Source organism: Streptomyces sp. SLBN-118 (genome assembly GCF_006715635.1).
In the GTDB taxonomy this organism is placed as follows: domain Bacteria; phylum Actinomycetota; class Actinomycetes; order Streptomycetales; family Streptomycetaceae; genus Streptomyces.
On sequence record NZ_VFNP01000002.1, the window covers coordinates 271420 to 284302 of the forward strand.

13 protein-coding genes and 1 pseudogene are annotated in these 12883 nt (G+C 68.5%); 7 read left to right on the forward strand and 7 right to left on the reverse strand.

Annotation, left to right across the window (positions count from 1 at the left end):
- Positions 1-20 precede the first annotated feature (20 nt).
- Positions 21-467: an ester cyclase gene (locus tag FBY35_RS19685; RefSeq protein WP_142215338.1), complete on the reverse strand. Its 447-nt coding sequence runs from the start codon at positions 465-467 to the stop codon at positions 21-23.
- A gap of 444 nt (positions 468-911) precedes the next feature.
- Positions 912-1346: pseudogene (locus FBY35_RS19690) on the reverse strand (1-acyl-sn-glycerol-3-phosphate acyltransferase); the annotation flags it as partial.
- Between FBY35_RS19690 and FBY35_RS36470 the strand changes: the two are divergent.
- Entirely contained in the window at positions 1298-1531 is a 234-nt protein-coding gene (locus FBY35_RS36470; protein WP_186357180.1) for a hypothetical protein, read from the forward strand. The pseudogene FBY35_RS19690 and the gene FBY35_RS36470 sit on opposite strands and share 49 nt — an antisense overlap.
- Positions 1532-1650: 119 nt before the next feature.
- On the opposite strand, the gene FBY35_RS19695 is transcribed toward FBY35_RS36470, so the two are convergent.
- Together FBY35_RS19695 and FBY35_RS19700 are read right to left on the reverse strand one after the other, a co-directional pair.
- Positions 1651-2034: a VOC family protein gene (locus FBY35_RS19695; protein ID WP_142215339.1), complete on the reverse strand. Its 384-nt coding sequence runs from the start codon at positions 2032-2034 to the stop codon at positions 1651-1653.
- A gap of 199 nt (positions 2035-2233) precedes the next feature.
- Entirely contained in the window at positions 2234-3742 is a 1509-nt protein-coding gene (locus FBY35_RS19700) for an alpha/beta fold hydrolase (RefSeq protein ID WP_142215340.1), read from the reverse strand.
- A gap of 97 nt (positions 3743-3839) precedes the next feature.
- Here FBY35_RS19700 and FBY35_RS19705 point away from each other — a divergent pair, with 97 nt between their 5' ends.
- On the forward strand, positions 3840-4760 hold the full coding sequence (locus FBY35_RS19705) for a MerR family transcriptional regulator (RefSeq protein ID WP_142215341.1): 921 nt from the start codon (positions 3840-3842) through the stop codon (positions 4758-4760).
- A gap of 413 nt (positions 4761-5173) precedes the next feature.
- The gene (locus FBY35_RS19710; RefSeq protein ID WP_142215342.1) at positions 5174-5572 is read left to right on the forward strand and encodes a DUF6221 family protein; all 399 of its coding nucleotides are present in this window, start codon (positions 5174-5176) and stop codon (positions 5570-5572) included.
- Between the two features lie 113 nt (positions 5573-5685).
- Here the strand turns inward: FBY35_RS19710 and FBY35_RS19715 are convergent, their stop codons facing one another.
- Positions 5686-7263: an alkaline phosphatase family protein gene (locus tag FBY35_RS19715; RefSeq protein WP_160159299.1), complete on the reverse strand. Its 1578-nt coding sequence runs from the start codon at positions 7261-7263 to the stop codon at positions 5686-5688.
- 733 nt (positions 7264-7996) lie between these two features.
- Here FBY35_RS19715 and FBY35_RS19720 point away from each other — a divergent pair.
- Both FBY35_RS19720 and FBY35_RS19725 read left to right on the forward strand, forming a co-directional pair.
- Positions 7997-9277 (forward strand): MFS transporter, encoded by a 1281-nt coding sequence (locus FBY35_RS19720; protein ID WP_399209457.1) that lies wholly within the window; start codon positions 7997-7999, stop codon positions 9275-9277.
- 100 nt (positions 9278-9377) lie between these two features.
- Positions 9378-10406: a TolB-like translocation protein gene (locus FBY35_RS19725; protein WP_142215345.1), complete on the forward strand. Its 1029-nt coding sequence runs from the start codon at positions 9378-9380 to the stop codon at positions 10404-10406.
- Between the two features lie 132 nt (positions 10407-10538).
- Here the strand turns inward: FBY35_RS19725 and FBY35_RS37310 are convergent, their stop codons facing one another.
- The gene (locus FBY35_RS37310) at positions 10539-10763 is read right to left on the reverse strand and encodes an aminoacyltransferase (protein WP_260848737.1); all 225 of its coding nucleotides are present in this window, start codon (positions 10761-10763) and stop codon (positions 10539-10541) included.
- Positions 10764-10938: 175 nt separating this feature from the next.
- Between FBY35_RS37310 and FBY35_RS37315 the strand changes: the two genes are divergently transcribed.
- Positions 10939-11418: a hypothetical protein gene (locus FBY35_RS37315; RefSeq protein WP_260848738.1), complete on the forward strand. Its 480-nt coding sequence runs from the start codon at positions 10939-10941 to the stop codon at positions 11416-11418.
- A 66-nt stretch (positions 11419-11484) separates the two neighbouring features.
- Complete coding sequence (locus FBY35_RS19740; protein WP_142215348.1) at positions 11485-12312, forward strand: transposase family protein; 828 nt, start codon at positions 11485-11487, stop codon at positions 12310-12312.
- Positions 12313-12478: 166 nt separating this feature from the next.
- Here FBY35_RS19740 and FBY35_RS19745 read toward each other — a convergent pair whose 3' ends face one another.
- Positions 12479-12694 (reverse strand): hypothetical protein, encoded by a 216-nt coding sequence (locus FBY35_RS19745; protein WP_260848740.1) that lies wholly within the window; start codon positions 12692-12694, stop codon positions 12479-12481.
- Between the last annotated feature and the right edge of the window lie 189 nt (positions 12695-12883).

A 12883-nucleotide genomic window follows, 5' to 3' on the forward strand; every position in this document is an offset into this window, starting at 1 on the left:
ACTCGGCGCTGCCTCCGGAATCAGCCCTTGTGAAGGGCACCGAGCTGGCGCAGCAGCCCGAGTTGGTCCTCAAGGCCCCACCGCGCGGCGATCTTGCCGTCCACGACACGGAACATGGCCATGCCGCTCATGGACACCCGCTTCCCCGTCGCAGGTACTCCATGGAACTCACCACTGTGGGTGCCGGTGAAGGTGAAACGCTCGGCGACCGTCTCGCCCTCGGCGACGAGTTCCTCGATGGCGCAAGCGGCATTGGAGAACCCTTTGTGCAACGCCGCGAAGATTTCCCGTACCCCGTCGATTCCCGGTGCTGCACCCGCCACAGTGCTGTTGAACTTCACGTCTTCATGGACGAGCTCGGCCAGCACGTCGAAATTCCCCTTGTTGACCACCTCCTCACTGAAACGACGGATAACACTCTTCGGGGTCTTCCTGGCACTTTTCGCCTCTGCCACGCCACCGCTCATCGATCGCCCTTCCGTTCCGCTCCGGCCGTCAAGAATCGACAAGCAGACTAGGACGGACGCCAAAGAACGCCCCGGCCATCGTCGCCCGATTCGCGAATGCCGCCCGACCGGCCTACCAGTCACCGCAGCCGATTTGCGGCCAAGGCCTCGAAGACGCCTGTACGCCAGCCCCTTGACCCGGCCGACCAGCCCGCCTCACGGCCGAGCCAACCTGCCACGGCGGATCCGGGAGCACGTGCTCCAGAACTCGGGCGCCTTAACCCGTACCTTCCTGCCGTCGCAGCGCGATCCCGGTCCGCTTCCCCAACCCCGCGGGATGACTGGGGAGCGGTTCACCGAAGTTGTCTGGAGATCCGCTCGATGCGTTCAAGTAGTTTCAGGTTGAGGGCCACGCGAAGCTCCCTGATTGCAGGCGCAGGCCTCGCCGTCCGGGCGCCGGATTGATCAGGCCGCGAGCGCTGCGGGCTCACCCAGGCGCCGGGCGGCGGTTCGCCAGGCGGCGGTGACTGCCTGGTGGGCGGCCGCGCTCGCTGCTGCAATCTCGCCGGGCAGCTGAATCGCGGCGCCGACGTGTACGTGTAGGCGTGGACGGCGGGCAGGGGCAGTCAGGAGTCCTGCGACCTGCTTGGTAGGGCTGCCGGATGTGACCCGGCGGGCTCCGGCCTGGCCGATCGGAATGATGGGGGCACCGGAGGCGAGGGCAAGGCGTGCGGGGCCGCTGTGGAAGGAGTCGGGGGCGGCTTCGGCGGCATCCCTGCGGCGCGGAAGCTGCCCCTCGCCGTAGATGAGCACGTGGCGGCCGACGTCGAGCGCTGCCGCGGCCCTGTCCAGTGATCGGTCTCGCCGCAGCAGCCATGCTGCGGGCGGCAGCCGCCAAAGTACCGGTCCACGCACCAGCGACGATCGCCTTCGGCGTTACCTGGCTCGGGGCCCGGCTGTCGCTTGCCTGGCGCCCCGAGTGGCCGATGCTCGCCCTGATGGCAGCCGTCGCGCTGGCGGCGGCCGCCGGGTGGAGCCTCATGGCGCTGCGCCCCGGTTCCGGCGTCAAGAGCGTCCGGCCGTAGGCGGTCACGCGGGGGCGGAACTCAGGCGCAAGCTCGCGCCCTGACGATGAGCAACCACCCTCACTTGAACGGTCGCCCGACTTGAACGGCCGAGCGGCTCGGTGCCAGAACGCACGTGGTCAGAGGGGCTTGAGCCGGTTGTGCAGGAGGCAGAATTCGTTGCCTTCCGGGTCGGCCAGGACGTGCCAGTTTTCGGTGCCGGTCTGACCGACGTCGACGAGCCTGGCACCGAGAGCAAGCAACCGCTCCAACTCGGCGTCCTGGTCCCGGTCGGTGGGGTTGACGTCGATGTGCAGTCGGAGCTTCCCGGTCCGCGGGTCGCTGCTGGGGCTGAGGATAAGGGTGGGCTGCGGGCCGCCGAAGCCGGCGTGGGGCGGCCCGATCTCGATGCTTCCGTCGTCTTCCCGGGCGAGTTCGACGTAGCCGAGGACCTCGCTCCAGAATGCGGCGAGCCGGTCGGGGTCGGCGCAGTCGATGATCAACTCACTGATGCGGCATGCCATGCCCGTCAGTGTAGGTAGACAACCCGAGAATCGATCGTCGGCCGCGTGCTGGAAGAACCGGGAGGCGGCAAGACGGCCTGGCGTTCGTCGCCGTCGACCGCCACGGCAACGGGTGGTCGCTAAAGGCCGCGACCCGCCCGCCTCCCCCTGCAGCGACCTGGAACCACGTGCCCGCGCCGTGCCCGCCGTGGCGTATGGCTCAGCTGCGCAGGTGCCCCAGCACCGATCGCACCGCACGGGCCACGGCGTCCCGTGCCTGCTCGGTGTGGTCGATCGTCTCGAACCCGTGGCGGCCGAGAGGTACGTCGACCACCTCGACATTGGCCTTGCATTCCCCGGCTGCGGTCAGGAATTCCCCGACCGTCGCCGCGATCTCCGAGCGCTCCAGCTCCACCCGGGTCAGCACGACCGGCAGTTGCCCCGCCGTTCGCACCGCGGCGGCAGGACGGAATCGCGAGTCGGCAAGGCCCCAGTTCGGCAGCGGCGCCATTACGGGATAGGTCGCCGCCACACACCGCAGCCATGCCGGGGGCGCCGCCAGCCAGTCCGCCGACAGGAGCCCGCCGGCGGAGAAGTACCACAACGCGACGCGTTCGCCGTCGACGCGCGGATCAGCCCGTACGAGCTCGACCGCTGCGGCGACATCCTCGGCAGCACGCCCGTAGTCGTCGAGAGTGTGCAGCCGGTGATCCAGCGTCACGCCGACCACTCCCAGGCTCGCCACATACTGGCCGTAGCCGACGAAGGTCGGCCAGTCCCGCGGCGTCGGCTGGACGCCGGGGGGAATCGGGCCGCCATGGACGAACACCACAGCGGGCCGAGGGGCGTCGGCATCAGGCAGGTGGAAGTCGACCTGTCCCACCCGCTCGCGACGCCGCTCCCGTACCTCCATGAGGAAAGGCCGAAGATGTGCGGGCTGCTCGCTTCCCGCGCCGGTCACACGGTGCCCTTCTCCTGCGGCGGCCCGGAGCAGTACGTCGGCCAGCTCGCGAGGGGTGGAGAGCATCGGCCAGTGCCCTGTGTCGAGTTCGAAGAAGGTCACCCTGGGGTCGGTCAGCGCCTGGAGACGGGGGTCACCGAGGCCCACCAGGCCCTCGACCATCGCGATGCTCGACCCATTGGCGGTGCACAGGACTCCTGTCGTCGGCAGCCCGGCGACCGCATCCGAGAGTCGGAGCGGCTGGGTGAGCGTGCCACGCGGCTGCGGTGCGGCAAGGCGGGTCAGCCGTGCCAGTGCGTCTGCGGGAACGCCGTCGACACTGCCCCAGCGCTGCCACTCCTCCAGTGGCGGCGGGGGAATCCGCCAGTCGTCCTCGCCCTGCCCGGTCGGGTCCGACAGTCGGTCACGCACCGCCCGATCGGGAACCAGATCGAGGGCCGCGACGCCGTCCAAGGGCATGCCGGTGTCCACGTAGACGATCCGGGTGATCCGCTCCGCGCGCCGGTCAGCGGCGCCCAGCACCGGGTGGATGCCGTAGCAGTGACCGACCAGCACCACCTCAGGCGCATCCACGTGGTCGATCAGCTGCACCAGATCCTCGATGTGCGACTCCAGGTCCGTGCCGGGTCCCGCCAGATGGCGGCGCTCCCCCATGCCCGTGAGCGTCGCCGGGTACACCTCGGCCCCCGACTCCCGCAGCCGGGCGGTCACCTCCCGCCAGATCCAGCCGCCGGTGTAGGTGCCCGACACCAGGATGAATGCCGTCATGAACGCCTCCTCGCATACCTCGCTCCACGCGGTCGGCCCGATCGGCCGTCCGCGCCTGCCGGTACGGTAGGAACTCCCCCTGAGGGAGGTTCAAGTCTTGTCCACTGACGACACGTTGAGCATCGGAGAACTCGCCGAGCGGGCGGGTGTCACTGTCAAAACCGTCCGCTTCTACTCCGATCGCGGACTGCTGCCCGAAACCGCCCGCAGCAGCGGAGGACACCGCCGGTACGGTCCCGAAGCGATCGACCGGCTCCGCCTGATCCGCTCGCTGCGCACCCTTGACCTGCCGGTTCCGGACGTGGGCCGCGTCCTCGATCAGGAGGATGCGCTGGAGGGCATCATCGCCGGGCAGCTTCAGGAACTCGGCTCGCAGGTGGCCGCCCTGCGCTGGCGGGAGGCCGCCCTCCAGCTGCTTCAGGAATGCGGGCCCGAAGAACGGGCCGACCGGCTGCGCCTGGTCGGTGCCGTGTCCGTCCCGCCCAGCACGGCCGCGCCGGTGCGCTTCTGGCGGCGCTGGCTGCTGCCCGCGCGACTCCCGGCCCGGCTGGTCTCAGCGATCATCGAGCAGGCGGTCCCGCAGCCCCCGGCGGAGCCGACCCCGGCCCAGGTACTGGCCTTCGCCCGACTGCACGCCTTTGTCTCCCGCCCCTGCCCCGGCACCGATCGTGGCCAACCCGCAGCACACCAGCCCGACAAGGGCTACCGCCCGGCCGTGCTCTACGACGGTCTCCGTGAGGCCTTCACGCTGGCGTCGCCTGCACTGCGGGATCAGCGGCCCCCGCACGAGGGCGAGGCTCTCGACTGCTTCGTCTCCGCGTACGCCGGCTCATGCGGCACGCACGACACCCCCGCCTTCCGTCGTCGGCTCCGCGGTGAGCTCAGGGCGGATCCCCGTATAGACCACTACTGGCAACTCGTCGCCGAACTGTCCGGCCCGTCGGAACCCACCCCCGGCGCCGCCCACGATTGGCTCCGCATCGCCCTCGACGCCGAGACCGCCCGACCGGCCGCCTGAACTGGACATCGCTCGGCGCCGGCGGCGGTCCTGGCAGCTTCAGGGGTGGTGGCCATGGTGGCCATGGCTTTGTCTCCCTCCCGTTCTGACTGTGCGGCATGAAGCCATACCCGGCGTCCCTGGATCCTTGGACTTTGCGACGGCCCGTCCGACCCACCAACAACGTAGGACCGCCTGATCCGGTCCTCGGCCACCGACAGCACGCGCCGCTCCAGCACCGTGAGGTGCTCGGGGCGGCGGCGCGTGCTGCGCGACCGGACGAGCGTCGGCGGCGCAGCCCTCGCGCAGCTCATGCGCAGACCGTCCACTCGCGCCACCGGCGCTGAGCCACTGCAGGCTGGATCACGGGGGCCCAGTTCCCCCAGAATGGCAGCTCAGTCCGCACAGCACGTCACGAGAGGAAGCTCAGGCGCATGGCCGGCAACGCAGACATGGTGGCCTTCATCGAAGCGCGACTTGCCGAGGAGGAGCAGGTCGCGTGGAATGCCGGAGGCGCGAACTGGAGGTGCCCGGCGGATGCGCCCGGAGAAGTCCATGACAGGAAGTCCGGCATCGCGTTCACTGTGAGAGGAGCCGACTACGACCAGCACATCGCGCTCCATGACCCGGCGCGCGCGCTGGCCCGGCTCGAGACCAATCGCGTCCTGCTCGGCGAGTATCTGGACGTGGCGGACCGGGACGTCGACCGGCCGACCGACGACTTCGCCTCCGGCCGGGCAGTCGGACTCGGCTTCGCGGTGCGGCAGCTGGCCGCCGAGTATGCCTGGCATCCCGGCTACAAGGCGAAATGGCTCCCCCGGTTCACCCGGTAACGCTCGTACCGGCAGGCCGGCGCCCTCCTCCGCGCTGCACGGAGGAGGGCGCCGCGCATGGTCCATGCAGGTGCCGCCGGTGGGGTCTCACCAGGACGTGGTGGGATGCCCGGTCACGGGGCCCAGATGTCGTAGATCGGGATGGCGTTCGTGTCGTTGGAGGTCATGCGGGTCAGGCCGAGCGCGTCCTCGACCGTCCGGGTCACGTTGTAGTGGTTGTAGTAGGTGTTCGACGTCGATCCGGCTGCCTTCAGCAGGTTCGGGGAGCCGACGATGATCGTGGGAATGGGGTTGGCGGAGGTCCAGTACCTGTCCTCGTCCCAGGTGATGATCAGCAGCGACTTCTGAGTCTTGAACGCAGGGGAGTTCAGGAGCGTCGGAAGGTTGTTCTTCATCCAGTTGTCACCGGCGCTCACGCACGTCTGGATGTTGGGGCTGCAGTTGTTGTGCATGGTGTTGTTGCTGTTGGGCACGAACCACACGTAATTGGGCGTGGTCGACGTGCTCCGGAGGTCCGTCCAGAACTGCGAGATCGGCTTCAGATGGTTCTGGCAGTACGTGGTGTCGTTCCCCACGCCCTTGAAGTAGAGGAACGGGAGGTCATCGGGGTCGTACGGGCCGTTGGCCGTGAGGTCGCAGTTGCTGCTCGTGCCTTCGATGTAGCCCTTCCATGTCTTGCCCGCGTCCTCGGTGATCGAGCCGAGATGCTTGGTGTTGATGCCTCCGACGCTGTGCACGTAGGAGAAGTTGTTGCCCTGGATGCCCAATTGGGCGGCGGCCAGTGCGACATAGTTGGGGTCGCTCGGGTGCATGACGCCGTGCGAGTTGGTGAGCGTGATGTTGCCGCAGGCGAGCTGGGACAGGTAGGGCGCGGGCGCCGTGCTGGGAGAGGCACAGTTGGGCTTGTTGTTGCTTGTGCCGAAGATGTCGCTGGGTGCCTTGTTCTCCATCATGACCATGAAGACGTGGTCCAGCGCCGGAACCGTGCCCGCCGCCGAGGGTGGCGAACCGATGTAGAAGTGCACCGGCACGCTGTACAGATCGCCGAGCTTGGGGTCGGTGGCCAGGTCGGTGCTGTATCCGTCGTTGTACAGGTAGTAGGCCACATAGCCACCGGGCGCCAGGCCGCTGGTCGAGAAGGTCACCGTTCCCGAGGCGCCGATCGCATATTTCCATGCGACGGAACTACCCGATCCGGGCGTGCCGTTCTCCTTGTAGATGCCGATCCAGTTGTTCTTGGCTCCCCACTGGTCGGGCACGCTGTACGTGGCGGTGATGGTTTCCCCGGCCGCGTAGCTGGGTTTGTCCAGGCTCAGCGTCGGCCCTACCCAGAAGTGACGGTTGGCCAGTTGGGAGTAGCCGTTGTTCCACAGGAGGTAGGCCACGTACTCCCCCGGAATCAGGGTGGTGCCTGCTGCCTGGTTGCTGTCACCCTCGGACGTGCCAGGGGCACCACTTCCGGCGAAGGTCAGCGTCCCCGAGGAACTGTTGGCGTACGCCCACTTGACCGCGGCGGCCGATCCGGGCGTGTCACCCGCCTTGTAGATGCCCACCCAGTTGTTGTTGCCGGCTGTGGTGGTGTACGTGACGTTGATCGTGTTCCCTTGCATGTACGTCGTCTTGTCAAGGGTGATCGTGTCCGTAGCGGCCGAAGCCGACGGTACAGCGACGAACGCTACGAGCAACGCCATCGGCGTGATCAACCAACACAGAAGCCTGAACGGTCTGCGTCTACGGGAGCCAGCCATGTCTCCACTCCTCGTGGGGGCCGCGTGCATGACAAATGGGGGGATGTGACCCCAGGGCGGTTGGACCACCAGGGGCCGCGGGGGGCGACGCGGACCGGCCCTCGATTGCGGGCACGTCGCGCGTCTATCACCGGTGCAGGGGTAGCCAGTTGAGGGATGGCGTACTGGCGGCGTCGAGGCAGATTACGCGAACGTGACGGTTTCCGCCGCAACTCCAATGCCGAGCGGGGTATCGGTCGGCCGTACTCTAATCCCGAGCCCATGGCGTTTCAATAGGCGCGCTCAAATTCGCATAGCGCAACGCAATGTTAGGCGTGTCTTAACCGAGGTGATCTGGTGCGACGTCAACCGCGCGCACCCCACCCGGTGCACGGCTGTTGATCGTTCTGCCCGGCTCGCTCCACGCGTTCCGTCCCATCCATTTTCTCCACCGTTCAATTTCCGTTCCCTTCAATGGCGTCGCAGAGAGGCAGCCTCGTCCAGGCCCCCCCATTGCATACGCCTACTCCACCCATGAGGCTTTCCGGACGTGCTGCAGGAGAGGTGATGCCATCGTCTTCGCCGAGCCCCGGCTGGTCGGAACCGCTGCAGTCTTTGACTCCAGGGGCTCGACACAGCGGTTCCCGCACATCACCCTGATTGACCAACGGACGGCCCGAGCCAGGAAGTGATGCCGTTGTATCTCGCTGACAGTCGGAGTACTCCTCCACCGCACACCAGCACCGGCGTTGGACGGCGGTCTGCCGTGCCCGGCACCGTGCTGGCGCTCGGTGCCGTCAGCCTGGTCACCGATGTGTCGTCGGAGATGGTCACCGCCATCATGCCGCTGTACCTGGTGACCGGACTCGGCCTGTCCCCGCTCGGCTTCGGCTTCCTGGACGGGATCTACAACGGGGCAGGCGCGCTGGTACGGCTGCTCGGCGGACACCTCGGCGACCGGGGCGGAAACCGCCACAAGTCCGTAGCCGCAGCGGGATACGGGCTGTCCGCCCTGTGCAAGCCACTGCTCCTGCTCGTCACCACCGGGCCGCTCATCGGTGCCGTGCTGGCGGTGGACCGCACCGGTAAGGGGCTTCGCACCGCTCCCCGGGACGCCATGATCTCGCTGGCCACCGAGCCCGCACAGCGGGGCCGGGCCTTCGGTGTGCACCGGGCCATGGACACCACCGGGGCACTGCTCGGACCCCTGGTTGCCTTCGCCCTGCTGCGCCTGGCGGTTGACGGCTACGACGCGGTATTCGCGGTGAGCGGGTGCATTGCCGCACTGGGTGTGCTGATCCTGCTGCTCTTCGTCCCCGGGCACCGGGGGACAGAGCCCGGTGCCGCCCGGCCGTCCGGGCATGAGCGCGGATGGCGGGCCGCGTTGGGGCTGCTGCGGTTGAGTGGACTGCGGCGCCTGACCGGCTGCGCGGTACTGCTCGGGCTGACCACAGTCAGCGACTCCTTCCTGTACTTGCTGATCCAGCGCCGACTCGGTCTTCCCGGACATCTCCTGCCCCTGCTGCCGCTGGGCACTGCCGCGGCATTTCTGGTGCTCGCCGTGCCGCTGGGCGTGGCCGCCGACCGGATCGGCCGACGCCGGCTCTTTCCCATTGGCCATCTCCTGCTGCTCGTCGGGTACGGATTGCTGCTGGTGCCGCTCTCAGACGGTTGGGCGGGGGTCCTGCCGGTGCTGGTGTTGCACGGGGCGTTTTATGCCGCCACGGACGGGGTGCTGGCCGCGGCAGCGGCCGACACCCTCCCACCGGCCCAGCGCGGCACGGGACTCGCCCTGGTCGGTACGGGCCAGGCGCTGGCCCGCTTCACCGGCTCACTCGTCTTCGGTGCCCTCTGGTCCGCCTGGGGTACCGGCATCGCACTTGCCACCGCCACGGGTGCGCTCGCTGTGTGCACAGCCGCCGCGATGGTCGTACTGCGCCGCTCCGGCAGCCGGATGGCGGCGGAGAGCGCTTCGTGACGCCGTTGCCGAGCCGCCCTGGCTTCTCCCGCACACGACACACCTGGGTGAGCCAACCCTGCGAACGGCCGGCTCGGCTCCATCGGAAAGGCACTGCCTGATGACCCGCAAGAGCCGCATTCTCGCTTTGCTCACCGCCGTTCTCGTGCTGGGTTCGATCGCCGCCTTCGCCGTGCACCATGCCGCCGAACGGGCCGACCGCCGCGGTCGTCCCCAGCCGGGCGGACCGGCAGTCGCGGACGGCCGGGTGTCACTGACCGCGCCTGCCGGCGCGGGGCGGCGCATGATCTTCCGCAGTACCGCCTACGGTCCGCACCGCGACGAACTCGCCTCGGTGCCTGCCGAACAGCCCGGCGGACAGCGCGCCACGTCGGGGGTGAAGTGCCTGCGCTTCTTCGCCGCGGGCGGCACCGGGATCTGCCTGCGGGGCGCGCAAGGGCCGCTGCGGAACGGCTACCGAGCGGTGGTCCTCGACGAGCGGCTGAACGAACAGCGCAGCTACCCGCTGGCAGGGGTTCCCAGCCGGGCCCGGGTCTCGCCGTCAGGGCACCTGGTCGCATGGACGGTCTTCGTCAAGGGGGACTCCTACGGCGCCACAGCCTTCTCCACGCGCACATCCATCCTGGACACCCGCACCTGGAAGCTCCAGGACAACCTGGAGGAGTACGACTTGAAGGTGGACGGCCACGGGTACCGATCCCTCGACGTGAACGTCTGGGGCGTGACCTTCTCCGACGACGACCACTTCTACGCCACGGTGTCCACCCGCGGGCAGACCTATCTGGCGGCAGGCGACGTCGGGGCGGCCACGCTGACCACTGTGCACAGCAATGTGGAATGCCCCTCGCTCTCTCCGGACGGTACCCGGGTCGCCTACAAGAGGCGGGTGCCCGGCCTGCCGGCCGACTCGCCCTGGCGGCTGAATGTGCTGGACCTGCGGACCATGACCGAGACCGCAACCGCCGAACACAGCAACATCGACGACCAGGCCGTTTGGGCCACCGACACAACCCTCGTCTATGCCAGGCCGGGGAAATTCGGGACAGACCTGTGGACCGTGCCCGCCGATGGCAGCGGGACACCAAAGCAGCTGGCGAGCGCGGCTTTGGCACCGGCTTTCATCGGTTGACCGCCGGAAAGCACGTTCCACCGCCCGGCATCCGGGCCGGCCCCCATTCACCGGACAGCTACGGGCTCGTGACGGCGGGCTCACCATGCCCGGCAAACGGAGGTGCCTCGACGACGACCGCTGCGGCCAGGGTCACCTGCGCCCCAGGTAGACCCCCAATGCGCGCTGCAGCACCTTGCCCAGGGCCTTCCACATGCGCTGGAAGTAGTCCAACGGGCGGGCCTTGAAGCCGTCGTGGGCAGCGGTCGCGGCGTACAGGCGGTAGAACTCGGGCAGGTCCGAGGCAGAGCCCCACGAGACATGGACGCCTGCCGTCTCGGCCGTGCGCAAGGACTGTTCCCAATGAGCTAATTCCATCCTGAAGTTGCAGGTCACAGCTCTGGTGTGCGGCTGGGTGGGGAGGCTCGGGCTGGTCGGGGGCGTGATCGTTAGCAGGAGATCGTCCGCCTCGTGGCCGGTTTGTCTGAATCGAGGCTCGGGGAAGCCGTGGCCTCCTACCCTCTGAAGGAGGGCAGGGCGGGAGGAGTTGCTGGTGGTGGACGTGTTGACGTGGGTGATGCAGCGGCGGCTGGTGCTGGCCGACCGCGCTGAACGGCTGCGTAAGGAGCTCGCCGATCTCGACGTCGAGGTCGCGCGGCTGGAGGCGGCCGAGGTGGTGTTCGGGCAGTTCGCCGACGCCCGGCGCGCCGGGCACACCGATGACCCGGAGATGGCCGCCGAGTTGGAGCGGGTCACCAGCGCGCCTGGGGCGGGCGGGATGCTGCTGATTCCGCACCGAGAGCATGGCATGGACATGAGCGCGCTGCCCGCCGACTACCAGGCGATCATGAAGATCGTGGCCGCGGCGTCGGAGGCGGTCCCGGCCAAGGACGTCAGCGTCGAACTGGGCAGGGGCGCCGGTCCGGGGCAGGTCGAGCCGGTCCGCAACAAGCTCAGGCGCCTGGCGGACCGGGGCTGGCTGCACCGGACCCCCGCGGGCCGCTTCACAGTCGTGCCGCAGCCGTCCGCCTGAGATCGACCGCGGCCGGAATTCGGCGTAACGAACGTTCCCCTGAGCGGAGTTGGGGTGTTCGTGCGAATGAACAGCCGCCCCGCAGAGGGCCCTGAAGGGTTTGTCTACCAATGCCGTTTGTCCCTGTCGAGCGTGACCGTGAACCTGGTCGCCGACCTGATCCGCGGCCATCTGAAGAAGATCCGCTCGCGCTGGCGCAAGCTGGGCCCGGGGCAGATCGTCGTGATCGTGCTCGCCGTGCTGCAGCACGACCAGCGGCTTTACGACATGGCCAGCGGCAACGACGTGTCCGCCTCCACCGTGCGCCGGTGGGTACTGGAAGTGATCGGACTGCTGGCGGCCCGGGCTCCGCGCCTGGACCGGGCGTTGAAGAAAATCGCCCGAAAGGGCGGTGTCGTCGTGCTGCTGGACGGCACGCTGGTCCGCACACGCAGACGAACCGGGGACGAGAACCGGCCGAACTACAGCGGGAAACACAAGGTCCACGGCCTGCTGTTCCTCGCGCTCACCGACGAGCACGGGAACCTGGTGTGGATCTCGGCAGCGAAGCCGGGACGCTCCAGCGAGATCACCACCGCCCGCCATAACAAGATCACCGCCCACCTTCGCGAGGCCGGGCTCGGCGCCCTGACCGACCTCGGCTTCACCGGCCTGGACGACGACCCCGACGACCCGGTCGTCATCACCGGCCGCAAGGCCAGTCGCGGCAAACCCCTCACCGAGGCACAGAAGGAGGCGAACCGGCTGGTCAGCCGCGAACGCGCGGCGAACGAGCACGGCTTCGCCGACCTCAAGAACTGGAGGATCTTGACCAAGGTCCGCATGAACGCGAAGCACGCCACCGCCCTCCTGCGGGCCCTGCTCGTGCTGACGAACGCGGAGGTCTCCCGCTGACGGACGATCACCGCGCGACGATCACGCCGCAGACCAGCCCGAGCCTCCCCACCCAGCCGCACACCAGAGCTGTGACCTGCAACTTCAGGATGGAATTAGCTCAATGCGGTGCGAGTGCGCTGCGAAGGTCGTCCACCGAGCGCCCCGCCAACGGGATGTGGCAGCCCTAGCGCGGCTGACCGAGACCGAAACCGCTGCCGTCGTCCTCCTTGCACGGCCGCCGCCCGAGCCGCCGCAGCCGCTCTGCGACGTCGAGCGCGAATCCGTCGATGCCGGCCGCAGGCAGATCGAGCAGATGACGTACGTCGGGGGCCTCGATGCCCGCCGCCACGGTGGCCGCGTCCCAGTGACGTACGACCAGGGGCGGTCCGATCCGGCCCACCGTGCTTGCCGCCCTTCCTGGGCGTGATGCCCAACAGGTCCGCCACAGACGCGATCAGGAAGATGCCCCCGCCCGCTCTCCGTATCCCAGTCGGATTCGGTGTACCGGACAGGCACTGGAGGTGAACGGTTGCCAACGGACATCCGAACTCCACCTTCCAGCAGCCTTGCGCAGTCTCTGCTCGCCCTC

Coding starts and splice junctions, on each gene's coding strand:
- FBY35_RS19740 (WP_142215348.1), top strand. CDS start 11,485: ATGAACAGCCGCCCCGCAGAGGGCCCTGAAGGGTTTGTCTACCAATGC.
- FBY35_RS19695 (WP_142215339.1), bottom strand. CDS start 2,034: ATGGCATGCCGCATCAGTGAGTTGATCATCGACTGCGCCGACCCCGAC.
- FBY35_RS19685 (WP_142215338.1), bottom strand. CDS start 467: ATGAGCGGTGGCGTGGCAGAGGCGAAAAGTGCCAGGAAGACCCCGAAG.
- FBY35_RS19700 (WP_142215340.1), bottom strand. CDS start 3,742: ATGACGGCATTCATCCTGGTGTCGGGCACCTACACCGGCGGCTGGATC.
- FBY35_RS19715 (WP_160159299.1), bottom strand. CDS start 7,263: ATGGCGTTGCTCGTAGCGTTCGTCGCTGTACCGTCGGCTTCGGCCGCT.
- FBY35_RS37310 (WP_260848737.1), bottom strand. CDS start 10,763: ATGGAATTAGCTCATTGGGAACAGTCCTTGCGCACGGCCGAGACGGCA.
- FBY35_RS19710 (WP_142215342.1), top strand. CDS start 5,174: ATGGCCGGCAACGCAGACATGGTGGCCTTCATCGAAGCGCGACTTGCC.
- FBY35_RS19725 (WP_142215345.1), top strand. CDS start 9,378: ATGACCCGCAAGAGCCGCATTCTCGCTTTGCTCACCGCCGTTCTCGTG.